The sequence below is a fragment of the Pseudomonas sp. GW821-FHT09D08 genome (genome assembly GCF_059416305.1).
Window position 1 is genome coordinate 33,179 of record NZ_JBWKOX010000028.1, and the last position, 25,024, is coordinate 58,202.

Sequence of the window (25,024 nt, forward strand, 5' to 3'; positions counted from 1 at the left end):
CATGCAGGAACGTATCGCGCAGGAACTCAATATCGATCGCACATTGGTGAAGGGCGGTGAAGCCCAGGAAATCCAACGGCGCCTCGACTTCATCAAGACCACCTTGCGCCAGTCAGGCTGCAAGGCCCTGGTGCTGGGCATCAGCGGCGGCGTCGATTCCCTCACCGCCGGCCGCCTGTGCCAGTTGGCGGCGGAGCAATTACGCAGCGAGGGCTACGCCGCGCGCTTTATCGCCATGCGCCTGCCTTACAAGACCCAGGCCGATGAACGCGACGCCCAGGCCTCGCTGGATTTCATCACCCCGGACCACATCGACACCCTGAACATCGCCGCCAGCGTCGACGGCCTGATGGCCAGCCTGACCGCCACCGAAGCCAGTGCCTCGCAGGTGGATTTCATCAAGGGCAACGTCAAGGCCCGCACCCGCATGATCGCTCAGTACGCCGTGGCCAACCTGCACAACGGCCTGGTGGTCGGCACCGACCACGGCGCCGAAGCATTGATGGGGTTTTTCACCAAATTCGGCGACGGCGCCTGCGACCTGGCGCCATTGTCGGGCCTCACCAAGACCCAGGTGCGCCTGCTGGCCAGTGCCCTTGGCGCCCCGGCGAACCTGGTGCACAAGCAACCCACTGCCGACCTCGAAGAACTCGCACCGGGCAAGCTGGATGAGCATGCCTATGGCTGCACGTACGAGGAGATCGATGCGTACCTGATGGGTGAGCCGGTGACTGAGCGGGTACGGGCGATTGTCGAGGGGGCGTATAGCAAGACAGCGCACAAGCGCGCGCTGCCTGTCGTGCCTACACCTTGATATTTTCGCGAATGTTCCAGCCGAACCGGATGGGCCCGCCATCCTTGCCGCCATCGGCTTTCTGTGGCTGGTAACTGACTTCCACCTTGGCGAAGTTAAGGCTGATTTCTTCCGTCAGTACGTCATTGGTTGCCGCTGCACGCGTGTCGTAAGTGGCAACCATGACCTCCTTCAACGTGATCACCAGATACTCCACGCTGCTGTCGCCTCCAGCCTTGCGCACCACAATGCGTGCTTCGGGGTAATGCTTGCCGGTGGCACAGGCCATCATCAGGTTTGGGGTGGATTTATCCAGTGTCTTCTCAATCGCGATATTCGCCATATTGACCTTGCCCGCGCCGCCGCCCGTACCGCTATGCATGGAGCCGGATTGGGACAGGCTCCAACCCCAACGGGTGATATCGATTTCATCACGATGCACCTGGTCCCTGGACTCGCCCTTGATGTCTCCCAGCTTCAAAAACATATCGGTCGCCATGTTCGCTCCTTGTCTGATCGTCGCCGGTGGTGGCGCGGGGCGTACTTTTCCTATTCCCAGGATTGACTACAAGACGCTGAGGCCAGATCGGGAAGTGCCTGTCTTAAAAAAGAAAACCTTCCTACATTCCTGGCAGATATTGATTCTTTACGCTCTGCGCTCTTGTGAATTCAGGAGTAAAGGAATGGCCACCAGCTTATTGAAGGACGGTTTCCCGAAGGCTCACCTCACCACCCGTGAGCGGGTAGAAAGCAGCATTGACCTGCGTAGACTGTTTGCTGTGATCGACGCCGATCCTGCAATTGCCGGGGCAGGGGTGGTTTACCTCGACGCCCAACTGTGGCCGGTGACGTTGCGTGAGTTTCAGCCGATTTGCAGTGTGTTGCCCAAGCGCGTGATCTTGCGGGAGATGCCGAGGTCGATGGCGCGGTTGGATTTTGTGCGGCGGTTGGAGCATGAGCCGAGGGAGTCGCAGCTTGTATTCGAAGCGATCAATACGTCCTTGTCTTGCGGGGCTGCAGTGTTAGGTTGGATTGTTGTCCTGAGTGGCTCGGTGGCGACTCCGTTTACAGCGGGGGTCAGCAGTTTTGTCGTTACGGCGGGCGTCTCCGCGGCAATTGCCAGTTCTGCCCAATGTGCGATTGGTGCGGTTAGAACCTTCAACGAACAATACCGTCCGGCCGAAAACGATCATATGGATGATTCCGACTGGTACAACACTGTTTCTCCGATACTCGATGGCGTTTCGCTTATAGGGATTGGTGCGGGTACGTTGACTACGGTGCGACTGCTGAAAGCCAGCAAGAAATCATTAGGTAAAAGTTGGTATGAGCTCTTGAGAGGTCTGACACGCCAAGAGCGAAAAAAACTGACTAATGAACTGTTGGCCCTGAGAGATCCTAGCTTGACCACTAAGATACTCAAGCTAAAGCAGCGAGCGGGGGGACTGCCGAAGAGTTACAGTTCCGACCAAATTCGTCACGCCACGTTGACTCAGTTAAAAGATGTTTTGGGTGGGGGCTTGGGCTTGGCTGGAAGTTACCAAAATGGTCACGTTGGAAGTGCAGCGACGATTGTAATTGGTTTGTACGAGGAGATTACAGGGTGAATGAATCGCTTATTAGCTTTCTCACTCGTTACTTTCCAGTTTTCATGGGCACTATATTCATGGCTATCTTCTCAACAGCCATGCTGGCTGTTCTTGTTGACGAAACCTATTTGCGCGAGCTTGACCAGCCATTGAGAACTGAATTGTCTGGTTGGGGACTACTGTTGCTGACGTTCTTTTTCGGATTTGCCAATTTTATGATTGCAAGAGGGCGCTCATGGGCCGCCAATTTGTTAATGGGCTATTTCGCTTTCTGCCTGATGCTAGTGATCTCGACGATTCAATACCGCCCGCATACCGTGGCGTTTTCTCTAGGGGTGGTGTTTCCCCTCCTTGGGTTACTTGTGATCAATACTGACCGTCATCGAGAAATGCGGCAGAAATTGTTTGAAATCCGCATTCAGCGGAATGCGGTGAGAGCGACCTATAAAAAATATTCCAATAAACTCAAAGCCAAGGCGCGCAGGGCAAGGTAAGCGTAGCTCCCACGTCAACCACGTGGGAGTGACCGCTATGCCAGCCTACCGCTCAATCGACCGACTCCACCGCGCATTCCACTCCGGCCGCGCCTGGTTCACCTGGTCCCAATCAATCGAAATCGCCGTCTGCAAATACCCCTGCATCGCTTCCACCCGTGCACGGGTTTTGTCGGTGGTGGGTGTGGTTGGGTTCGACGGGATCTGGTCGCCTTCTTCCAGTGCCGGGGCCTGGGCCTCGGCGGTCAGCAGGAAGGCGGCGAGTTTCTGCGCCAGTTCCGGCTGGTCATTGCGCGCAATCACGCATTCGGCGACGTTGAGCACCACCGCGCCTTCCTTGGGCTGTGCATATTCCATCGGCACGCCGAGCAGTTTCTGGGTGGCGACCTGGGTCGGGGTGAGGGGGAAGATCGCGGCTTCGTCGGTCTGCACCATCTCGGAGATCTTCGCCGAGCTGGCGATGTATTCCAGCACGTTGGGGCCGACGGTTTTTGGCCAGGCCTTGAAGCCGGGCTCCACGTTGGTTTCGTCGCCGCCCTGCAGGCGGTTGAACATCAGGAAACCGTGCAGGCCGAAGGTGGAGGAGGCCAGGGATTGGAACACCACTTTTTCCTTGAACCGTGGGTCGGCCAGGTCCATCCATGAGGTCGGCGCGGCCCAGCCTTTTTCCTTGAACATGCGGGCGTTGTAGCCCAGGCCGGTGACGCCCAGGGTCACGGCCACGGCTTGGTCCTTGATCTTCGCCTTGTCCGGGATCTGCGCCAGGGTCGGGCTTGGCGCCAGTTTGTCGCACAGGCCCATGGAGATGGCGCGGTACATGATGCCGTCGTCGAGGAACATCACATGCATCTGTGGGTTGTCTTTGTTGGCCTGGACCTTGGCGAGGATGTCCGACGAGGTGCCGGGGACGATCACCACCTTGACGTTATTAGCCTTCTCGAACGCGGGCAACACCTTGTCGGCGTACACCCGTTCCATGGTGCCGCCGTTCATGCCCAGGTACAGCGTCGGTGCGGCGTGGGCGGTGGAGGCGAGCAACGTGAGGGACAAGCAGGACAGCGCGATACGTGGGTTCATGGATGTTTTTCCTCTCAGGCTTGGAAACGACGGATGGAAAACGCTTCGATGGGTTGGCGGCTGGCCCCGTTGCAGACGATCTCTGCCAAGGCTTCACCGACCGCAGGACCGAGCTGGAACCCGGCGCCGGCAAAGCCGAAACCGTGGAGCAAGCCCGGTTGGGTGCTGCTGGGGCCGATCACCGGTTCATGATCGGTTAGATAACCTTCGGTGCCGCTCCAGGTGCGAATCGCCTGGGCACCCTTGAGGAACGGGTACAGTTCGCCGGCATTGCGCAGGATCTCCAGCACCGCCGCTTGCCCCGGACGCGCCTGTTTAGGCCCGAGGGCAAAGCCGCGACCGCCGCCGAGTATGCAATTGCCCCGGGCCACCTGCCGCGCATAAATCCCGCCGCCTTCAACACCGGTGCTGACGTTCATCACCACCGGCAGCGGTTCGGTGACCAGCATGGCCGGGTGCGCCGACATGATCGGCACCGGCTCGCCAAATTGCGCGGCGAGGGTGCCGGCCCAGGCGCCGGCGCAGTTCAATAACCAAGGGGCCTGCAGGTGCAGGCCGTTGGCGCAGTACACGTGGAAATGGCGGCTGTCATGTTCGATCCGCACCACGTCGGCCTGCTCGTATACCGATGCGCCAAGGCGTTGCGCGGCGCGGGCGAAGGCAGGCGATACCAGGCGCGGGTTGGCGTGGCCGTCTTCGGGGCACAGTGAGGCGCCCACCGCGATATCGCCGACCCAGGGGAAACGTGCGCGCAGTTCGGCGTGATCGAGCAACTGCAAGCCCAGGCCAAAGCCTCGGGTGTGCTCGGCATACGCCTGCAACGCGGCGAAATCCCCATGGCTGCGCGCCAGTTTCAAATGGCCGGAACGCACGTATTCGCCATCGATGCCGATCAACCCCGGCAAGTCGGCCCACAGCTGATGGGCGCGCTGCGACAACGGCAACTGATGCAACGGCCGACCCTGGCGCCTGACGCCGCCGTAGTTCACCCCGCTGGAATGCGAGCCACAAAAGTCGCGCTCCACCAGGGCCACGCGCTGGCCTTTCTGCGCCAGTATCAAGGCCGCTGAAGCACCGACGATCCCGCCGCCCAACACGATGACATCGATCATGGCAGCACCTCCACGCCAAACGGCAGCGGCTTGATCGGTGCCTGGCCACGCAAGCGGCCGACGTTTTCAATCCCGCGCCCACTGCGCTCGGCGACTATTTCCGCCGCCGCCAGCCCGCACATGCGGCCCTGGCAGCGCCCCATGCCGACCCGGCAATGGGCCTTGACCCGGTTGATCTCCCAGTGGCCCTCATCCACCACGGCGCGTATATCGCCGACACTGACTTCTTCACAGCGGCACACAATCAATTCATCCGGTGCCTGCGTCGCCCAGTCTTCGGGGAAGGGGAACGCCGTTTCCAAACCCTGGCGAAAGCGCTGGATGCCTGCCAGTTGCTGCTCCAGCACAGCGGGGCGGCGATGATCGATGGCCACGCCCGCATCTTCCAGCACCGCCAGCGCCGCCCGCTCACCGGCCATCTGTGCGGCATCCGCACCCATGATCCCGGCGCCGTCGCCTGCCAGGTACACGCCTTCGCGGCTGCTGCGCCCAGCACTGTCCCGTCGCGGCAACCAGGCACGGTTCAAGGCATTCCATTCAAATTCGCAGCCGAGCAGATCCGCCAGCTGGGTTTCGCTGCGCAGGGCATGGGCGAAGGCCACGGCGTCACAGGCCAGCCCCTGCGTATCCCAACGAATACCGCTGACCCGCTGTTCACCCTCGATCTGTTGCAGCGTCGCGCCCTGATGCACCGGCACCCCATGGGCGCTCAGCCAGGCGCGGTAATACATGCCCTTGGCCAAGGTCGCCGGTTGCCCGAGCAGCGCCGGCAACGCACGGCACTGCGCACTGAACGGCGCGCTGTCGAGCACCGCCACCACCTTGGCCCCGGCCTTCGCGTATTGATAGGCCACCAGGTACAGCAACGGCCCGCTGCCACAAAACGCCACGCGCTCGCCGATGGCGCAGCCCTGATACTTCAAGGCGATCTGCGCCGCGCCCAAGCTGTAGACGCCGGGCAAGGTCCAGCCCGGCACCGGCAGGATGCGGTCGGTGGCGCCGGTGGCGACGATGATCCGCGAATACTCGACGCTCTCGGCACGGCCGTTATTGAGCATATCCAGACGATCATCCTCGGCATTCCACACCAGGGTTTCCGGCCGGTAGTCGATCAACGGCGCCAACTCGTCCAGGGTGCGGTGCACGGCTTCAGCCTTGCTCGCCTCAAAACCGTATACCTGCTTGGCCTTACGCTGGAATCCCAGGGGTTGGCGCCGATAGATCTGCCCACCACCGCGCAGGCTCTCATCCACCAGGCACGCCTGGATGCCATGGTCGAGCAGGGTGCGCGCCGCGCTGATTCCCGCTGGACCGGCGCCCACAATCACGACCGGCTTCATGCTTGGCGCCCCGGTTCGCGGCTGATCGCCAGGCCTTCTTCGAGCAGCGTCGAACAGGCGCGCACACGGCGCCCATCCGCCAGCCGCACCCAGCAATCCTGGCAGGCGCCCATCAGGCAGAAACCGGCGCGGCGTTCGGCGCTGAAGTCGCTGCCGCGCAGGTGCTCGGCGCAGGTCAGCACGGCGGTCAGCAGGGTGTCGCCGAGCAAGCCGGTGGCCGCTTGCCCGTCGAGGGTGAAGGCCAGGGCGGGGCGCTCGGTTTCGGCTAATCGTTTGAACAAGGCCATCAATGTTTCCCCACCAGCACGCGGTCCAGGCCGTAGACGCGGTCGAGCAGAATCATGGTCGCCGCCGTCAGCGCGATCACCAGCGCCGACACCGCCGCCATCATCGGATCGATGGACTCGGTGGCGTACACATACATGCGCACCGGTAGGGTTTGGGTGGCTGGCGAGCTGACAAAGATCGACAGCGTCACTTCGTCGAAACTGTTGATGAACGCCAGCAACCAGCCCCCGGCCACGCCGGGCAGAATCATCGGCAGGGTGATCTGGCGAAACAGCGTAAAACGCCCGGCGCCGAGGGATTCGGCAGCCTGCTCGGCGCTGCGATCAATGCCGATGGCCGCCGCCAATACCAGGCGCAGCACATACGGCGTGATGATCACCACATGCGCGAGCATCAACCAGGTAAAACTGCCGTTGACCCCCATCAGTGCAAACAGGCGCAGCATTGCCACCCCCAGCACCAGGTGCGGGATGATGATCGGCGACAGGAACAGCGCGCTGAAAAAGTTGCGGCCGAGGAACTGATAGCGACTGATCGCCAACGCCGCCGGCACCGCAATCAGCGTCGCCAGCGTGGCGGCGGTAAACGCCAGGACCAGGCTGTTGTAGAACGCCTGGATAAAATCGGCGCGCTCGAACACCGCGCGAAACCAGCGCAACGAGAAGCCCGAGGTGGGCAGGCTCAAGGTGTTCTCTGGCGTGAACGCCACCAGGCACACCACCACCAGCGGCGCCATCATGAACAGCACCACCAAACTGTGGAAACCAAGGGCCAAAGGACCGTTTCTAGACATGCGCTTAAACCCCCAGGGATTTTTTGTAGCGGCTTTCGAGCATGCGGTTCCAGCTCAGCATGATCAGCAGGTTGACCAACAGCAGCACCACCGCGATGGTCGCCCCCATGGGCCAGTTGAGTTCCGAGAGGTATTGGTCGTACACCACGGTGGCGACCATTTTCAGGCGCCGCCCGCCCAGCAGGCCGGGGATCGCAAACGAGCTGGCGGCCAGGCCGAACACGATCAGGGTGCCGGACAACACCCCCGGCATGACCTGGGGCAACACGATTTTGCGCATCACCGTGGCCTGGCTCGCCCCCAGCGACAAGGCTGCCTGTTCGGCCGATGGGTCAAGCTTTTGCAGGGAGGTCCACACCGGAATGATCATGAACGGCAGCATCACATGCACCAGCGCGATAATCACTGCGAACGGGGTGTACAGCAGCTTCACCGGGCGCCCGCCGAGTGCCTGGATCACCTGGTTCACCAGGCCGTCGGCGCCGAGCAGCAGGCTCCAGCCGAAGGCGCGCACCACCACCGAAATCAGCAGCGGCGTGAGGATCAGGATCAGGAAGATAGAGCGCCACGGCGTGCCCATGCGGCTGAGGATGTAGGCCTCAGGCACGCCGATCACCACGCACAGCAGGGTCACCAGCGCGCTGATCCAGAAGGTGCGCCAGAAGATCTCGTAAAAGTATGAGTCGCTGAACAACGCCAGGTAATGGGCCAGTGTCCACTCATCTCCCTTTATGCCCACCTGGTAGTCGAACACGTTGAACGACAGCACCAGGGTCAGGCACAGCGGCAGGAGCAACAGGCCGGCAAACAGCAGCAGTGCCGGCAGCGAGAGCCAGTAACCCCGGCTCATGGGTGCACCTCATCCGCTGCCAGCACCCGCAGCAGCCCGGCTTGCCAGTCCAGGCCGACCGCTGTGCCGTTGCCCATTGGTGCGCTGCCATCGTTGCTGCGCACTACGGTGATTTCGCCGAGAGGGGTGTGGACGCGGTACAGCCATTGGCTGCCGAAGAAGTAGTGGTCGAGCACTGTGCCTTGCAGGCGACCCGAACCTGCGTCTACCAAGCTGATTTTTTCCGGGCGCAGGCTCAGCGTCAGCTCGCCGTGGCCGCTTTCGTGGCGGACTTGCGGCGTGCCCAGCTGGTCGTAGTCGCCCGGCAACAGGTTGGCCTTGCCGACGAAGTCCGAGATGAAACGGGTGCGCGGGTGTTCGTAGAGCCTGTACGGCGCATCGATCTGGGTCACGCGCCCGGCCTGCATCACCACCACACGGTCGCTGATGGACAGTGCTTCGGCCTGGTCGTGGGTGACCATCAAGGTGGTGATGCCCACGGCGCACTGGATGCGGCGGATCTCGAACTGCATCTCTTCGCGCAGGTTGGCGTCCAGATTCGACAGCGGTTCATCCAGCAGCAGTACCGGCGGTTCGATCACCAGGGCGCGAGCCAGGGCCACGCGCTGGCGTTGGCCACCGGACAACTCCCGTGGGTAGCGCTCTGCATGGGGCGCAAGTCGCACCAGGTCGAGCACGGTCTTGACCTTGGCGGCGATCTCCGCGGCTGGCACTTTGCGCATCTTCAGGCCGAAGGCGACGTTGTCGCGCACACTCATGTGCGGGAACAGCGCATAGCTCTGGAACACCACGCCCAGGCCACGGCTGGCGGGCTTGGCGTGGGTGATGTCGCGGCCGTCGAGCAGGATTTGCCCGCCGCTCACGTCGACGAAGCCGGCGATCATTTGCAGGGTGGTGGTCTTGCCGCAGCCCGAGGGGCCGAGCAGGGAAACGAACTCGCCTTTTTCCACCGCAAGGTCGGTGGCGACCACCGCGTCGACGGCGCCGTAGCGTTTGCTCAAGGCGTTGAGTTGGAGAAATGCCATGTCTGCGTTCCACCTTTTTGAGTCGCGTCGAAACGCGCTTTTTTGTTTTGGGCAGATGCGAAAAGGGTATTGCGGGTGCGTTGGCGCTCGATCTGGGTCGGCTGCCGTTAGTTGTTCATTTCGCCCCTGTGGACGCAGATTAGGACGAAGACTAGGATGGGCGGAAGATGGAATTTCACTCAACGGACTACTATTTTCAATTTTATTCATTCATCAAAATTAGAAGTGAGATTAAGTGCTATGGATTCCATTGAGCGGAATGAAACCCATAAGGAAGTCGGCGCTGGCGGGGTGTCTCGGCTGTTTGCGCTGCTGCGGGCCTTGGGTGAAGTGCCCGAGGGCGGCGAGCGCGTGACCCAGCTCGCGCAACAGGTCGGTTTGTCCCAGCCCACCACCCATCGCCTGCTGCGCAGCCTCATGGATGAAGGCATGGTCGAGCAGGACGCGCGCAGCAAACGCTACCGCCTGAGCCTGGAGTTCTTCGCCCTGGCGGCCAACGCGGGCAAGACCGGCAACCTGCGCGACCTGGTGCGGCCAAGCCTGTTGCGCTTGAGCGCTTCATTGGGGGATTCGTTGTTCCTGCTGGCGCGCAGCGGCTTCGATGCGATCTGCCTGGATCGCAGCGAAGGCCCGTACCCGATCCGCACCTTCACCGGCGATATCGGCGGCCGCGTTGCGCTGGGCGTGGGGCAGGGCAGCCTGGCGATCCTGGCGTTTTTGCCGGAGGAAGAGCGCGAGACGGTGATCCGCTACAACCTGCCACGGCTCAAGGACTTCCACCTGTACGACGAAGTGCTGCTGCGCTCGGAGGTCGAGAACGTGCGCACCCTGGGCTACGCGGCGCGCAATACAGGGGTGCTGGAAGGCATGGCCGGGTTGGCGGTGCCGATCCTCAATCGCGATGGGCATGCGGTGGCGGCGTTGAGTGTGGCGACCATCAGTGATCGATTGGGGCCAAGCCGGTTGCCGATGGTGGTGGAGTTGCTCAAGCGCGAAGCGACGGCGATCGGGCCGCGCATCAACCCATTTGACCCGACTTTGCGCCGGCCCTCGATGGCTTTTGGCGATTGACCTGGGCGGCGTTGAACCAGAAGGCGATGCCTACTTGGTCGTGAGGGTTTTTCTCTAAGTGGTACGGGGCTTGGTCTGAACATGGAAATATCATGTTCGTGCAGTCGATTGTCCTTTTATCCCGGATCATGGGAACCGTTAAGTTGCAGGCCGCCACACATGGAACGTTGATCCAGGGCGGGGGTGTCCTGGGCTGGCAGTGAAGGATTCCATTACCGAGGTACTACTATGAGCATGTTTTGTCCGCCTGCGCGAAATTGCATGAAAAATGAACCTGCCTTTTCCCCTATGCCACTCAGCAATGGCCAATGGCGTGGCGTAGGTCAGCCTGCACATAGTGGTGCAGGCTTGCCTCCCACGCGTATTTTGGGAGAGTTTGCAAACAACTTCGATTACTTCAGAACGCCAGGGTCTCCCTTCGTTTCCCGTGACTCGCTTGAGCACGCGGGCAATCGTCCAATGAGCGGAGATACCTACCATGATCGGATGACAATGCTCGCCCGGGAGATCACCCGTAATCCTGAAATGGCTAACGTGCTGGACGGTATTACCAACGGCGGCGAGCAAGATGGCCTTATCAGCCCAGGGGATGTGCAAGAGACTATGGCTCTGTATGCCACGCAAAACATGTTCTCCAACTCGCGGGGCATGCAAACCGGCCTGGGTGGCATGTTCGGCGGTATGCGCCAACTACGCATGAATCAAGAGTATTTTGCGCCGCAGCCTTCTTACACAGGGGGCGCCTACGGCGGTCAGGCTCCGAGGTCTGAATTCAGACCCTATGCCAACGACAGCAAGGAAGACTTTTCCAATAAAGTACTGGCCCGTTTCGGCGCCCTGGAAGATCCGAATAAGCCAGGATTCATCACTGACAAGTCTCTGAGTTCAGTTGCGGGCGGATATCACCTGGATGGTCGGCCAGCCACTCAAGATGAGATGGAGATTGCTCAGGAAATGCTGTCACGGGGCGATCAATTCAAACAACTCGACCAAGGCCGCAGCGGAAAGTTGGACGGTGCGTTTTCCAGGGATGATCTAGGTGACGCATCGAACAAATTCAAGGCTGTCAGCGATCACGATCTTGTTCAAGTCATAAAAGATAATTTCAGGCAGTACACCGCTGGCGCTAACGACGGCTACGTTAATGTCAATGAGTTGAAAGAAGCCGCAGGTGTGATTCCGTCGGATCGAACATTCAACCCCGACGCGCGTGAAGCGGCGGCTGAGATGCTGCTGCGTCCAGGACTTCTACGGGAGTTGGATATTGGCATTAGCGACTCTGGGCGCGGGGTTGAGGACGGTCGGTTTGATATACACAACCTTGACTATATGCTCAGGAATACTAAGTAGACCGGATAAGGTTTGACTTACAGGGCCATGCAAAAACGGATGGGCGAAAACCTTTTTATGGTGCGTTTCCCACGCGTCACGTCCATCCGGATGGCCGCCGGTACGATCTATCGGAACAGATCAGGTGCGACCGGCAAGCGTATCGCCTGATGGCTTGCCAGGTCACGGGCCTGCAACCGGATAAAGCACGGGAAGATGGGATCCAAGTACGGTATAACCCTCGGACGCTTTAGTTCTCCGAGGCCCCGTTTTTCATGCAAAGCCCTTTGCAACGCCCGCTGTGGCAGATTTACCTGATCTTTCTGGCACCGATGGTGCTGTCCAATTTCCTGCAAAGTTTTTCCGGCACCCTCAACGGCATTTATGTCGGGCAAATGCTCGGCACCCAGGCACTGGCGGCGGTGTCGGGGATGTTCCCGATCATATTTTTCTTTATTGCGCTGGTGATCGGCCTGGGGGCGGGCGCGTCGGTGCTGATCGGCCAAGCCTGGGGGGCGCAGGAAACCGGGATGGTCAAGGCGATTACCGGCGCCACCCTGACCCTTGGTGCGCTGGTGGGCCTGATCGCAGCGGTGCTGGGCAGTCTGTTTGCGCGCCCGGCGTTGCAGGCATTGGGTACGCCGATCGATGTACTCGATGATGCCGTGGGCTATGCCCAGATGATGATGTTGATCATGCCGCTGCTGCTGGTATTTATCCTCTACACCCAGCTGTTGCGCGGGGTCAGCGACACGATCTCGCCGCTGCTGGCGCTGATGGTCTCGACCCTGGTCGGCCTGCTGCTGACGCCGGCGCTGATTCGCGGCTGGATCGGCCTGCCGCCCTTGGGTATCCAGAGTGCGGTATACGCAGGCCTGGTGGGGAATGCTTCGGCGATGCTGTTTCTGATCCTGCGCCTGCGCCATAAAAACCATGTGATGGCACCGGACCGCGAGTTGCTCGCGGCCTTGCGCCTGGATCGCGTGATTTTGGGAAAGGTCCTACGCATCGGCTTACCTACTGGCCTACAGATGGTGGTGTTGTCGCTCTCGGAGCTGGTCATCCTGGCGTTGGTCAATGGCCATGGGTCTCAGGCCACGGCGGCCTATGGCGCGGTGACGCAGATCGTCAACTACGTGCAGTTTCCGGCCTTGTCGATTGCCATCACCGCGTCGATCCTCGGCGCCCAGGCGATTGGGGCAGGGCGGCTGGAGCGTATCGGGCCGATCCTGCGTACCGGGCTGTTGATCAATACGTGCCTGACCGGGGGCCTGATTGTGCTGGGCTATCTGTTGTCGCACTGGTTGCTCGGGTTGTTCATCACCGATGACGCTGCACGCGTGAATGCCGAGCACCTGCTGCACATCATGCTGTGGAGCATCCTCGTGTTCGGCTTCCAGGCCGTGATCGGCGGGATCATGCGCGCCAGCGGCGTGGTGCTGATGCCGGTGGCGATTTCGATCTTCTGCGTGTTGTGTGTCGAGCTACCGATGGCGTACCTGCTGAATGCGCACTTCGGCCTGGAAGGCGTCTGGATGGCGTTCCCGGTGACGTACCTGGCGATGCTGGGGTTGCAGGCCGCGTACTACCGGCTGGTGTGGCGGCATAAGCAGATCAAGCGGTTGGTGTGATAAAAGGATGCGCAATTTAAGGACTCAAGGCGTTTAAGTCATGGCGAACCCCTATGCCGAATTGTTCCAGGTTCCTGGCGCTCGGGCCTTCGTATTGGCCGGCATGCTGGCACGCATGCCGGTGTCCATGGCCGGTATTGGCTTGATCACCATGCTTTCCCAGGTGCACGGCGGCTATGGCCTGGCCGGTTCGGTGGCGGCGGTGTTCGCCCTGGCCACGGCGTTTTGCGCGCCGCAGGTGTCACGCTTGGTGGACCGGTACAGCCAGGGCCGGGTGCTGCCGATTGCCGCCTTGATCGGCGGCGGGGCGCTGTTGCTGCTGTTGCTGTGCACGCGGTTGCAGGCGCCGACCTGGACGCTGTTCCTGTTTGCTGCCCTGGCGGGCTGCATGCCGAATATGTCCGCCATGGTGCGGGCGCGCTGGACCGAGCTGTACCGCGGCCAGCCCAGGCTGCAAACCGCATTCGCCCTGGAATCGGTGCTGGATGAGGTGTGCTTTATCATCGGTCCACCGATTTCGGTGGGCTTGAGCGTGGTGCTGTTCCCCGAGGCCGGGCCGCTGGTGGCCGCGCTGCTGCTGGCGGTTGGGGTTACCACGTTTGTGCTGCAACGCGCGACCGAACCCCCGGTGCATGAACACCACGCTCACCATCGGGGCTGGCTGATCGCCTCACCGTCGGTGCTGATCCTGATGATCCTGCTGCTGGCCATGGGGGTCATCGTGGGCGTAGTAGATGTGGTCAGCGTGGCCTTTGCCCAGCACCAGGGCCAGCCGGCGGCGGCAAGCATCGTGCTCTCGGTGTACGCCATCGGCTCGTGTCTGGCGGGGCTGGCCTTTGGCACCCTCAAGCTCAAGGCGCCGCTGCCCCGGCAGTTCCTGTTCTGCGGCGTGGCCACGGCGTTGACCACCTTGCCGTTGCTGCTGGTCACCCACATTCCGGGCCTGGCAGTGGCCATCTTCATTTCCGGACTGTTCTTTGCCCCGACCCTGATCGTGTCCATGGCCCTGGTGGAAAAGAGCGTGCCCGCGAGCCGCCTGACCGAAGGCATGACCTGGCTGATCACCGGCCTGAGCATCGGCGTGGCCATCGGTGCCGCCAGCTCCGGCTGGATGATCGATCACTTCGGGGCAGCCAGCGGGTTCTGGGTGGCGTTGGCGGCGGGGGCGGTGGTGATGGGGTCAGCGGTGTTGGGGTATCGGCGCTTGGGTTGAGCATCACAACCCACAATGAAACGTCAGCCAGTCACGGGGCAGGAATCCCCTCGGTGGTGTTGCAGGAATTCGTTCAGCGCCTGGCGCGTCAGGTCATTCAGGGTCACCTTTTTACGTGTCGCCTCAAGGGCGGCGGCAAGATGAAGGTCGTGGCCGACCCGTACGTTGAAAGAGCCTTTGCACGGTTTCTCCGGTGTTTGCCCAAGGGCCTGGCAGGTAGCGAGGTAGTCGTCCACCGCCTCGCGAAACGCGGCGTCCAGTTCCGCGACGGTTTTGCCTTCGTAACTCACCAGTGCCTTGATGAACAGGATCTTGCCGAACAGGCAATTGTCTTCGAGGCTTGCTTCGATAGAGCCGATGTAGCCATTGTGTTTCAGTTGGTTGTTCACTGAATCAGTTCTCCTGATTTCAATTGTTCGATGATCTGGCGCCGAATGTAGTGTTTCAGTTCGTTGCCGGGATGAGGCTTGTGCAAGGTGATCATTGCGCTCGGATCGCCGATGTCGAACTTGACCCGGCTTCCAGCCCCCTCAATCTGTGTGTAGCCGAGACGACGCAGCAGCGTGACGAGCTCTGGCCAGGTAAATGCCATCTGCTCGTTGAGCAATTTGGCGAGCAGCTTTTCATTTTTGGACACGGCGTTCCCTGCGTGTAACTAAATGTAGTTGCAAAAAGTGGTGTTCGTCAATGCTAGCTGGGGTTCGTGGGTCTTTCCCGAGGATTGATGTAACCCTTGATGACAGCTCGCTCTACGCCTCCCATCCCCCGCTAATTTTTCCCTGTCCGGTTCGTTTTATAGGGACGACGTGCCTTTGTGCTTCCTGCCTATTGCTCCGGACTCCAACAAATGAATGCTGAAGACTCCTTGAAACTTGCTCGCCGGTTTATCGGGTTGCCCCTGGAAAAACGCCAGCTGTTCCTGCAGGCACTGCAGAAAGAAGGGGTGGATTTTTCGCGGTTTCCGATTCCGGCCGGCGTGGAGGCAGAGGACCGCCAGGCGCTGTCCTATGCGCAACAGCGCATGTGGTTTCTCTGGCAACTGGACCCGAGCAGCGGCGCCTACAACCTGCCGGGCGCGGTGCGCCTCAAGGGTGCGCTGAACCTGGGCGCCATGGAGCAGGCGTTTGCCAGCCTGGTGGACCGGCACGAAACCCTGCGCACGGTGTTCCAGCGCCAGGCCGATGAGCGCCTGATGCAGGTGGCCGTACAGCCGCCGTTGGCCATTGAGCAACTGGACCTGACGGCGTTGGCCGCGGCCGAACGCGAACACGCCGTCAACGATGCAGCCACCCGCCAATCGCTGCTGCCGTTCGACCTGGAACACGGCCCGCTGCTGCGCGTGCAACTGCTCAAGCTCGATGCCGAGGAACACGTACTGCTGCTGACCCTGCACCATATCGTCTCCGATGGCTGGTCGATGAACGTGTTGATCGACGAGTTCATTCGTTTCTACGATGCCCATGAGCGCAACGAAGCGCCGCCATTGCCGGCGCTGCCGATCCAGTACAGCGACTACGCCCTGTGGCAGCGCCGCTGGCTGGAAGCCGGCGAGCAGGCCCGTCAATTGGACTACTGGCAGGCGCGCCTGGGTGATGAGCATCCGGTGCTGGAACTGCCGACGGACCGCCCGCGCCCGGCCATGCCCAGCTATCAGGGCACCCGCCACACCTTCGCGATTGAGCCGGCGCTGGCCGCGCAGTTGCGCACCTGCGCGCAACAGCACAACGTCACCCTGTTCATGCTGCTGCTCGGCGCCTTCAATGTGTTGCTGCATCGCTACACCGGCCAGGGCGATATCCGCGTCGGCGTGCCGATCGCCAACCGCAACCGTACGGAAGTCGAGGGGCTGATCGGCTTCTTCGTCAACACACAAGTCCTGCGCACTGAGCTGAGCGGGCAAACCCGCGTCGCCGAGTTGCTGCAAGGTATCAAGGAGCACGCCCTTGGCGCCCAGGCGCACCAGGAATTGCCCTTCGAGCGCCTGGTGGAAGCCCTGAAGGTCGAGCGCAGCCTCAGCCATACGCCGCTGTTCCAGGTGATGTACAACCATCAGCCGGTGGTGGCCGACATCGCCTCGGTCAGCACCGCCTCCGGCCTGGAATTGGCCCTGGTGGAGTGGCAAGGCCGCACCACCCAGTTCGACCTGACCCTCGACACCTATGAAAAATCCGGCACCTTGCACGCCGCGCTGACCTACGCCAATGACCTGTTCGACGCGCCGTCCATCGCGCGGATGGCACGCCACTGGATCAGCCTGTTGCAGGCCATGGTGGCCGATGGCGAACAGCGTATCGGCGAGTTGCCGATGCTGGCCGTCGATGAGCAACAGAGGCTGGTGCACACCTGGAACCAGACCGCGCAAGCGTATCCCACCGAGCGTGGCATTCATCACCTGATCGAAGACCAGGTACAGCGCACGCCGGATGCGCCGGCGCTGGTGTTCGGCGCGACCACGCTGACCTACGCGCAACTCGACGCCCGTGCCAACCAGCTGGCCCATGCCTTGCGCGACCACGGGGTCGGTCCTGATGCGCTGGTGGGTATCTGCGTTGAGCGTTCCATCGAGATGGTCATCGGCCTGCTGGCCGTGCTCAAGGCCGGCGGCGCCTACGTCCCCCTCGATCCCGAGTATCCCCAGGAACGCCTGGCCTACATGATCGAAGACAGCGGCATCCAGCTGCTGCTCAGCCAGCACAGCCTGCTGCCACTGCTGCCTGCCGAAGGCATTCGGGTGATGCGCCTCGACCAGGCGCCCGGCTGGCTCGACGCTTACAGCGTCGCAGCGCCCGTCGTCGACATCCACGCGCTGAACCTGGCCTATGTGATCTACACCTCCGGTTCCACCGGCAAGCCCAAGGGCGCCGGCAACAGCCATCGCGCACTGGTTAACCGTCTGTGCTGGATGCAGCACGCCTACGGCCTGGATGCCAGTGACGCGGTGCTGCAGAAAACCCCGTTCAGCTTTGATGTGTCGGTGTGGGAGTTCTTCTGGCCGCTGATGACCGGCGCCCGCCTGGTGGTCGCCGCCCCTGGCGAACACCGCGAGCCGGCGCGCCTGATCGAGACCATTGGCGAGCACGGGATCACCACCTTGCACTTCGTGCCGTCCATGCTCCAGGCGTTTATCCATGAGCCGGACGTGCCGCGCTGCGCCAGCCTCAAGCGTATCGTGTGCAGCGGCGAAGCCTTGCCCCTGGATGCGCAACTGCAGGTGTTCGCCAAGCTGCCCCAGGCCGGTTTGTTCAACCTCTATGGCCCGACGGAAGCGGCCATCGACGTGACCCACTGGACCTGCATCGACGAAGGCCGTGACGCCGTGCCCATCGGCCGTCCGATCGCCAACCTCGGCACCTACGTGCTCGACGCGCAGCTCAACCCGGTGCCTGCCGGCGTGGCCGGCGAGCTGTACCTCGGCGGCACCGGCCTGGCGCGCAGCTACCACCGCCGTCCGGCGCTGACCGCCGAACGTTTTGTGCCCAGCCCCTTCGGTGACGGCGCGCGCTTGTACCGTACCGGCGACCGGGTGCGCCAGCGTGATGACGGTGTGATCGACTACCTTGGCCGTCTCGACCACCAGGTCAAGCTGCGTGGCTTGCGTATCGAATTGGGTGAAATCGAGACACGCCTGATGCAACACCCGGCGGTGCGTGAGGCGGTGGTGCTGGTACACGGCGGCAAACAACTGGTGGCCTACCTGGTGCTGGAGGGCGAGGCGCCCACCGACCTCAAGGCCTGGCTGCTCGGCAGCCTGCCGGAATACATGGTACCGACCCATATGGTGCCCCTGGCCAAGCTGCCGGTGACCGCCAACGGCAAGCTCGACCGCAAGGCCCTGCCGTTACCGGATGCAACGCCACAACAGGCCTATATCGCGCCGCAAGACGACCTGCAAAAAGCCCTGGCGGAGATCTGGAGCAATGTGCTCGGCGTCGAGCAGGTGGGCCTGGACGACAACTTTTTCGAACTGGGCGGCGATTCGATCATCTCCATCCAGGTGGTCAGCCGCGCGCGCCAGGCGGGGATTCGCCTCAGCCCGCGCGACCTGTTCCAGTACCAGAGCGTGCGCAGCCTGGCGTTGGTGGCCAGCTTCGAGCACTCCCCCGTTATCGACCAAGGCCCTGCCAGCGGCGAGGTGATCCTCACCCCGGTGCAGCAAGGCTTTTTCGCCCAGGCGATCCCTGCGCGTCACCACTGGAACCAATCGTTGTTGTTGACCCCGCGCGAGCGCTTGGAACCGGCACGCCTGGAAGCCGCCCTGACCCAGGTGATCAACCATCACGACGCCTTGCGCCTGCGTTTTGTGCAACAGGCCGACACCTGGCAGCAAGCCTATGCCGCGCCGGTCACCGCGCCGGGCCTGTGGCAAGCACAAGCCAGCAGCGACGATGAGCTGGCGGCGCTGTGCGATGAGGCCCAGCGCAGCCTCGACCTGACGCAAGGCCCGCTGCTGCGTGCCGCGTTGGTGAGCATGGCCGATGGCAGCCAGCGCCTTCTGCTGGTGATCCATCACCTGGCGGTCGATGGCGTGTCCTGGCGCATCGTCCTGGAAGACCTGCAACAGGCTTACCGGCAGGCATCGTTGCCGACCAAGACCAGCGCCTACCAGCTATGGGCCGAACAGTTGCAAGCCCATGCCCGCACGCTGGACGATCAGTTGGCGTACTGGCAGGCGCAGTCGGCGGACGCGGACTTGCCGTGCGACAACCCCCAGGGCGGCCTGCAAAACCGCTTGGGCAGCAAGCTCGAAATCCGCCTTGACGCCGAGCACACCCGTCAACTGCTCCAGGACGCGCCAGCGGCCTACCGCACCCAGGTCAATGACCTGCTGCTGACGGCCCTGGCGCGGGTGGTCAGCCGTTGGAGCGGCCAGGCCGCCGCACTGATCCAGCTGGAAGGCCATGGCCGCGAAGACCTGTTCGACAGTGTCGACCTGACCCGCACCGTGGGCTGGTTCACCAGCCTGTTCCCGGTACGCCTGCAAGCCGGCGGCGAGCTGTCGGCTGCGATCAAGGCGGTCAAGGAGCAACTGCGTGCCGTGCCCGCCAAAGGCATCGGCTACGGTCTGCTGCGCTATCTCGGCCCGCCTGCGGCCCGCGAAGCCCTGACGAACCTGGCCGCGCCACGCATTACCTTCAACTACCTGGGCCAGTTCGACCGCCAGTTCAACGAATCCGCGTTGTTTGTACCGTCTACCCAGGGCAGCGGCCAGGCCCAGGATGCCGAGGCGCCGCTGGCCAACTGGTTGACTGTGGAAGGGCAGGTGTACGGCGGTGAGCTGACCCTGCAATGGGGGTTCAGCCGCGAGATGTTTGAGGTGGCGACGGTGCAGCGCCTGGCGGATGACTATCGGCAGGAGCTGTTGGCGCTGATCGCCCATTGCATCGATCCGCAACAGGGCGGCCTGACCCCGGCCGACGTGACCCTGGCGCAACTGACCCAGGCGCAGCTGGACGACCTCGCGCTGCCCGCCCGTGACGTACAGGACGTGTACCCGTTGTCGCCGATGCAGCAGGGCATGCTGTTCCATAGCCTCTATCAACAGGGTGAGGACGACGTCTACGTCAGCCAGTTGCGCGCGGATGTGCAAGGCGTCGACGTGCAGCTGTTCCAGCGTGCCTGGGCACAGGTGCTGGCGCGGCACGACATGCTGCGCACCGGGTTTGTCTGGCAGGACGACCAGGGCCAGGCCCTGCAGGTGGTGCATCGCCAGGTCAGCCTGCCGTTCGACGCATTGGACTGGCGCGGGCATCAAGACCCCGGCGCGACGCTCGACGACCTGGCGGCCGAACACCAGCGCCAGGGCTTCGAATTGGCCCGTCCGCCGTTGCTGCGGGTGGCGCTGGTGCGGGTCAGCGAAGAGCGCTGGCACTTGATCTACACCAGCCACCACATCTTGATGGATGGCTGGAGCAATGCCCTGGTCCTCAATGAGGTGCTGCAAGCCTGCAAGGGCCTGGCATTGCCGCCGACAGGCGCGGCGTTTTCCGCGCATATTGCCTGGCTGCAACAGCAGGATCCGGCGCTGGGCGAGGCGTTCTGGCGCGAGCGCCTGGCGCAGTTGGACGCGCCCACGCATCTGGCTCGCAGCATCGCCAGGACCGCGCCACACAGCGGCGACGGCTATGGGCAGATCCTGTGGGAGTGGGATGAAACCCGAACCCGCCATCTGGCCGCGTTCGCCCGTGCACATCAAGTGACCCTCAACACCCTGGTGCAATCGGCGTGGTTGCTGCTGCTGCAGCGCTACACCGGCCAGGCCAGCGTCGCCTGCGGCGTCACCGTGTCAGGGCGCCCGGCGCAGCTGGCGAATGTCGAGCAACAGGTCGGCTTGTTTATCAACACCTTGCCGCTGATCGCCGTGGCGAATCCGTCACAAAGCGTCGGCGACTGGGTGCGTAGCGTCCAGGCGCTCAATGTGGAAATGCGCGAGCACGAGCACACGCCGCTGTTCGATATTCAACGCTGGGGCGGTTCGGCCGGCGAGGCGCTGTTCGACACCTTGGTGGTGTTCGAAAACTTCCCGGTGGCCAAGAGCCTGGAGTCGTCGGGCGAGGATGGCCTGCGCTTCAGTGGCGTCAGCCATCAGGAACGCACCAACTACCCGCTGACCCTCACGATTCACGGCGGCCAACACTTGAGCCTGCACGTGGAATACCAGCGGGCAGACTTCGACGACAACGCGGTACAGCACATTGGTGCGTACCTGCAGGAACTGCTGCAGCAGTTCGCCGATGCCCCCGGGCAGGCATTGGGCGCCGTGCCCTTGCTGCGGCCCCATGAACACCTGCGTGTGCTCCAGGAATGGAACCCGCGCGATGTCGCACGCCCGGCCCAGGCGAGCGTGTTGCAGCGCTTCGAACAACAGGCGGCGCTGTGTCCGCACAACGTCGCGCTGATCCTCGATGAGCAGCGCATGAGCTATGCCGAACTCAACCTGCGCGCCAACCGCCTGGCCCATCGCCTGGTTGAACTGGGCGTCGCCGCCGACACCCTGGTGGGCGTCGCGGTGGACCGTTCCCTGGCGATGATCGTTGGCCTGCTGGCGGTGCTCAAGGCCGGTGGCGCCTACGTGCCGCTGGACCCGAAATACCCCGCCGAGCGCCTGCAATGCATGATCGAGGACAGCGGCCTGCACCTGCTGCTGACCCAGCAGGCGCTGCTGGAGCAACTGCCGCTGACCGCCGACCTGGCGTTGGTCTGCCTGGAAGATGGCGCCGGCTGGCTGGCCGACTACAGCGGGGAAAACCCGGCGCCACGGGCGTTGCCGAGCAACCTGGCCTACGTGATGTTTACGTCCGGCTCTACCGGCCGCCCGAAAGGCGTGGGCATCGACCAGGCCTCCCTGGCGCGGCATGTGGAAGTCTTTACCGAGCTGTTCGCGCTGCAGCCCCATGATCGCGTGCTGCAATTCGGTACCTTCAACTTCGACGGTTTCGTCGAGCAGCTATACCCGGCGCTGTGCTGCGGTGCCGCGGTGGTGGTGCGTGGTGGCGAGCTGTGGGACAGCGACACGTTCTACCGGCAATTGCTCGACCACGATATTTCCGTGGTCGACCTGACGACCGCCTACTGGCTGGCGTTGGTACGTGACTTCGCCGAGCGTGGCCCGCGCGACTACGGGCGTTTGCGCCAGTTGCACATCGGTGGCGAAGCCATGCCGCCCGAAGGCCTGAGCGCCTGGCGTGAAGCCGGTCTGCACCACGTGCGCCTGCTCAATACCTATGGCCCCACCGAGGCCACGGTTACCGCCACCGCCCTGGACTGCGCCGCGTACGTCGACGGGCGCGAAGCCTTGCCGTCGATGATGCCGATCGGTCGTGTGCTGGACGGCCGCGCCATTTACCTGCTGGACGCCAACCTCAACCCGGTACCGGTGGGGGTCGCGGGCGAGTTGGTGATCGGCGGGCCGCTGTTGGCGCGGGGGTACTTCAACCGCCCCGACCTGACGGCGGAACGCTTTGTGCCTGATCCGTTCTGCGCCGACGGTGCGGGCCGGCTGTACCGCACGGGTGACCTGGCGCGCTATCGCGCCGACGGCATGATCGAGTATGTGGGGCGTATCGACCATCAGGTCAAAGTCCGTGGTTTCCGCATCGAGCTGGGCGAAATCGAAGCGCGCCTGCTGGCCCAGGCCAGTGTGCGCGAGGCGTTGGTGATCGCTGCCGACAACCAACTGGTCGGCTACATCGTCGCCAACCGACCACTGTCCGAAGCGCAACAAACGCAATGGCGCACCCAGCTCAAGGCTACGCTGCGCGACGAGCTGCCGGACTACATGGTCCCGGCGCACCTGCTGGTGTTGGACCGCCTGCCACTGAGCCCCAACGGCAAGCTGGACCGTGCCGCACTGCCCACGCCCGACGCCAGCCAATCCCAGGTTGACTGGATCGCGCCGATCACAGAGCTGGAGCAACAGGTCGCGGCCATCTGGGCCCAGGTGCTGGGGGCCGAGCGGGTAGGGCTCAACGATCACTTCTTCGACATGGGCGGGCATTCGTTGCTCGCCACACAGATGGTGTCCCGTGTACGTCATGGCCTGGGGGTCGAGGTCAGCCTCAAGGCGCTGTTCGAGCACCCGCTGCTGGCGGATTTTGTCCGGGCGCTGGGCGCCGAGGGTGATTCGACGCCGGCGTTGGTAAGCGTCCAGCGTGACCAGCCACTGTTGCTGTCCTACGCCCAGGAGCGTCAGTGGTTCCTTTGGCAACTGGACCCGCACAGTGCGGCCTACCATGTGCCGAGCGCATTGCGTCTGAAAGGCCGCCTGGACACATCAGCATTGCAGCGTGCCTTCGACACGCTGGTGGCGCGCCACGAAAGCCTGCGTACGCACCTGCAACAGGAGGGCGAGCGCACCGTGCAGGTGATCAAGCCACAAGGGCGCCTCGAGCTTGCTTTGCTCCAAACCCACGAGGGCGGCCTGAAAGCCCTGGTGGAAACCCTGATCACCCAGCCGTTCGATTTACGCCAGGGGCCGCTGATGCGTGTCAGCTTGTTGCGGTTGGCCGAGGATGAGCACGTGCTCGTGCTGGTGCAGCATCACATCATCTCCGACGGCTGGTCGATGCAGGTGATGGTGGACGAGCTGGTCCAGCTCTACGCCGCCTACAGCCAGGGCCAACCGCTGCAATTGCCTGACCTGCCCATCCAGTACGTGGACTACGCCCTCTGGCAGCGCAGCTGGATGGAAGCGGGGGAGAAGGCGCGGCAGCTGGATTACTGGCGCGGTCAGCTTGGCGGCGAGCAACCGGTGCTGGAACTGCCGTTCGATCATCAGCGCCCGGCGGTACCGACCCATCGGGGGGCGCGCTTGAACATCCCGCTGGCGGCGCCGTTGCTGGATGAGCTCAAGACGCTCGCCCAGCGTGAGGGCGTGACGTTGTTCATGCTGTTGCTGGCGTCTTACCAGGTGTTGTTGCACCGCTACAGCGGGCAGCAGGACATTCGCGTCGGCGTGCCCATCGCCAACCGCAACCGGATCGAGACCGAGCGCCTGATCGGCTTTTTCGTCAACACCCAGGTACTCCAGGCGGAGATTGACGGGCACACCACCGTGCGCGCGTTACTGGCCCAGGTCAAACAGCGTGCCCTGGAGGCCCAGGCCCATCAGGACCTGCCTTTCGAGCAACTGGTCGAGGCATTGCAGCCCGAGCGCAGCCTGAGCCTGAGCCCGTTGTTCCAGGTCGCATTCAACCACCATGTCAGCCTGGCAGGCGGGCATCTCCAGCGCCTCGAGCACTTGCAGCTCAGCCCGGTCAGTTGGGATGAGGCGGTTGCGCAGTTCGATTTGACCCTCGATATCGAGGAGTCCCAGGCGCAATTGCGCGCGTCGCTGAGCTATGCCACCGACCTGTTCGACACCACCACCATCGAGCGTATGGCCTGCCACTGGCAGAACCTGTTGCAGGCGATGGTTGCCGATCAGCAGCAGCTCGTCAGCCAACTGAACCTGCTGGACCAGGATGAGCAACGGCACATCCTTCAACTGTGGAACCAGACCGATGCCGGCTTTTCGGCCGAGCGCCTGGTGCATGAGTTGGTGGCCGACCGGGCGCGGGAAAACCCCGCTGCGGTAGCGGTCAAGTTCGATGCGCAAACCCTGAGTTATGGCGAGCTGGACCGCCAGGCCAACCGCCTGGCCCATGCCTTGATCGCCCGTGGCATCGGCCCCGAAGTGCGGGTGGCGATTGCCATGCCGCGCAGTGCCGAGAGCCTGGTGGCGTTCCTGGCGGTGATGAAAGCCGGCGGTGTATATGTGCCGCTGGATATCGAATACCCGCGTGACCGCCTGCTGTACATGATGCAGGACAGCCGCGCGCAACTGCTGCTGACCCATACCAGTGCGTTGCCGCAACTGCCGATTCCCGACGGCATGCAGACGCTGGCCATCGATCGCACCGAGCAATGGGCCGATTACAGCGA

The 25,024-nt window shown here is 62.7% G+C and carries 18 protein-coding genes; 8 read left to right on the forward strand and 10 right to left on the reverse strand.

Going from position 1 to position 25,024, the window contains the following annotated elements:
• Window position 1 precedes the first annotated feature (1 nt).
• The gene (gene nadE, locus AC07OP_RS29100) at window positions 2-814 is read left to right on the forward strand and encodes an NAD(+) synthase (RefSeq protein ID WP_495103067.1); all 813 of its coding nucleotides are present in this window, start codon (window positions 2-4) and stop codon (window positions 812-814) included.
• Here the strand turns inward: nadE and AC07OP_RS29105 are convergent.
• Window positions 804-1,292, reverse strand: coding sequence for an Hcp family type VI secretion system effector (locus tag AC07OP_RS29105; RefSeq protein ID WP_141157466.1), 489 nt, complete (start codon window positions 1,290-1,292; stop codon window positions 804-806). The genes nadE and AC07OP_RS29105 overlap by 11 nt on opposite strands.
• A gap of 184 nt (window positions 1,293-1,476) precedes the next feature.
• On the opposite strand from AC07OP_RS29105, the gene ssp4 reads away from it, so the two are divergent.
• Window positions 1,477-2,400 carry an Ssp4 family T6SS effector gene (ssp4, locus tag AC07OP_RS29110; protein WP_495103068.1) on the forward strand — a complete coding sequence of 308 codons (924 nt, stop codon included), beginning with the start codon at window positions 1,477-1,479 and terminating at the stop codon, window positions 2,398-2,400.
• A complete protein-coding gene (locus AC07OP_RS29115; RefSeq protein ID WP_495103069.1) occupies window positions 2,397-2,876 on the forward strand; it encodes a hypothetical protein in 480 nt (159 codons plus the stop codon). The genes ssp4 and AC07OP_RS29115 overlap by 4 nt, the downstream gene beginning before the upstream one ends.
• Before the next feature lie 45 nt (window positions 2,877-2,921).
• Here AC07OP_RS29115 and AC07OP_RS29120 read toward each other — a convergent pair whose 3' ends face one another.
• The 7 genes from AC07OP_RS29120 to AC07OP_RS29150 are packed head-to-tail and all read right to left on the reverse strand — an operon-like array spanning window position 2,922 to window position 9,361.
• On the reverse strand, window positions 2,922-3,953 hold the full coding sequence (locus tag AC07OP_RS29120) for an ABC transporter substrate-binding protein (RefSeq protein ID WP_115489123.1): 1,032 nt from the start codon (window positions 3,951-3,953) through the stop codon (window positions 2,922-2,924).
• Between the two features lie 14 nt (window positions 3,954-3,967).
• A complete protein-coding gene (locus tag AC07OP_RS29125; RefSeq protein ID WP_495103070.1) occupies window positions 3,968-5,065 on the reverse strand; it encodes an NAD(P)/FAD-dependent oxidoreductase in 1,098 nt (365 codons plus the stop codon).
• The gene (locus tag AC07OP_RS29130; RefSeq protein WP_495103071.1) at window positions 5,062-6,405 is read right to left on the reverse strand and encodes an FAD/NAD(P)-dependent oxidoreductase; all 1,344 of its coding nucleotides are present in this window, start codon (window positions 6,403-6,405) and stop codon (window positions 5,062-5,064) included. Before AC07OP_RS29130 ends, AC07OP_RS29125 begins: the two co-directional genes overlap by 4 nt.
• Window positions 6,402-6,692: a (2Fe-2S)-binding protein gene (locus AC07OP_RS29135; RefSeq protein ID WP_065939771.1), complete on the reverse strand. Its 291-nt coding sequence runs from the start codon at window positions 6,690-6,692 to the stop codon at window positions 6,402-6,404. Before AC07OP_RS29135 ends, AC07OP_RS29130 begins: the two co-directional genes overlap by 4 nt.
• Window positions 6,692-7,486 carry an ABC transporter permease gene (locus AC07OP_RS29140; RefSeq protein ID WP_065939770.1) on the reverse strand — a complete coding sequence of 265 codons (795 nt, stop codon included), beginning with the start codon at window positions 7,484-7,486 and terminating at the stop codon, window positions 6,692-6,694. Before AC07OP_RS29140 ends, AC07OP_RS29135 begins: the two co-directional genes overlap by 1 nt.
• A gap of 4 nt (window positions 7,487-7,490) precedes the next feature.
• On the reverse strand, window positions 7,491-8,336 hold the full coding sequence (locus AC07OP_RS29145; protein WP_495103072.1) for an ABC transporter permease: 846 nt from the start codon (window positions 8,334-8,336) through the stop codon (window positions 7,491-7,493).
• The gene (locus tag AC07OP_RS29150; RefSeq protein WP_495103073.1) at window positions 8,333-9,361 is read right to left on the reverse strand and encodes an ABC transporter ATP-binding protein; all 1,029 of its coding nucleotides are present in this window, start codon (window positions 9,359-9,361) and stop codon (window positions 8,333-8,335) included. The genes AC07OP_RS29145 and AC07OP_RS29150 overlap by 4 nt, the downstream gene beginning before the upstream one ends.
• A gap of 240 nt (window positions 9,362-9,601) precedes the next feature.
• On the opposite strand from AC07OP_RS29150, the gene AC07OP_RS29155 reads away from it, so the two are divergent.
• From AC07OP_RS29155 to AC07OP_RS29170, 4 genes are all read left to right on the forward strand, one after another.
• Window positions 9,602-10,432 (forward strand): IclR family transcriptional regulator, encoded by an 831-nt coding sequence (locus AC07OP_RS29155; protein WP_495103074.1) that lies wholly within the window; start codon window positions 9,602-9,604, stop codon window positions 10,430-10,432.
• Between the two features lie 261 nt (window positions 10,433-10,693).
• Complete coding sequence (locus tag AC07OP_RS29160) at window positions 10,694-11,782, forward strand: hypothetical protein (RefSeq protein WP_495103075.1); 1,089 nt, start codon at window positions 10,694-10,696, stop codon at window positions 11,780-11,782.
• A 254-nt stretch (window positions 11,783-12,036) separates the two neighbouring features.
• Window positions 12,037-13,392 (forward strand): MATE family efflux transporter, encoded by a 1,356-nt coding sequence (locus tag AC07OP_RS29165; protein ID WP_065939766.1) that lies wholly within the window; start codon window positions 12,037-12,039, stop codon window positions 13,390-13,392.
• Window positions 13,393-13,432: 40 nt separating this feature from the next.
• The gene (locus AC07OP_RS29170) at window positions 13,433-14,605 is read left to right on the forward strand and encodes an MFS transporter (RefSeq protein WP_495103076.1); all 1,173 of its coding nucleotides are present in this window, start codon (window positions 13,433-13,435) and stop codon (window positions 14,603-14,605) included.
• A gap of 23 nt (window positions 14,606-14,628) precedes the next feature.
• Here AC07OP_RS29170 and AC07OP_RS29175 read toward each other — a convergent pair whose 3' ends face one another.
• Both AC07OP_RS29175 and AC07OP_RS29180 read right to left on the reverse strand, forming a co-directional pair.
• A complete protein-coding gene (locus AC07OP_RS29175; protein ID WP_065939763.1) occupies window positions 14,629-14,994 on the reverse strand; it encodes a type II toxin-antitoxin system HicB family antitoxin in 366 nt (121 codons plus the stop codon).
• Window positions 14,991-15,242 (reverse strand): type II toxin-antitoxin system HicA family toxin, encoded by a 252-nt coding sequence (locus tag AC07OP_RS29180; protein ID WP_027607491.1) that lies wholly within the window; start codon window positions 15,240-15,242, stop codon window positions 14,991-14,993. Before AC07OP_RS29180 ends, AC07OP_RS29175 begins: the two co-directional genes overlap by 4 nt.
• Before the next feature lie 210 nt (window positions 15,243-15,452).
• Here AC07OP_RS29180 and AC07OP_RS29185 point away from each other — a divergent pair.
• Window positions 15,453-25,024: amino acid adenylation domain-containing protein (locus AC07OP_RS29185; protein WP_495103077.1), on the forward strand; the 9,572-nt coding region annotated here is incomplete at its 3' end.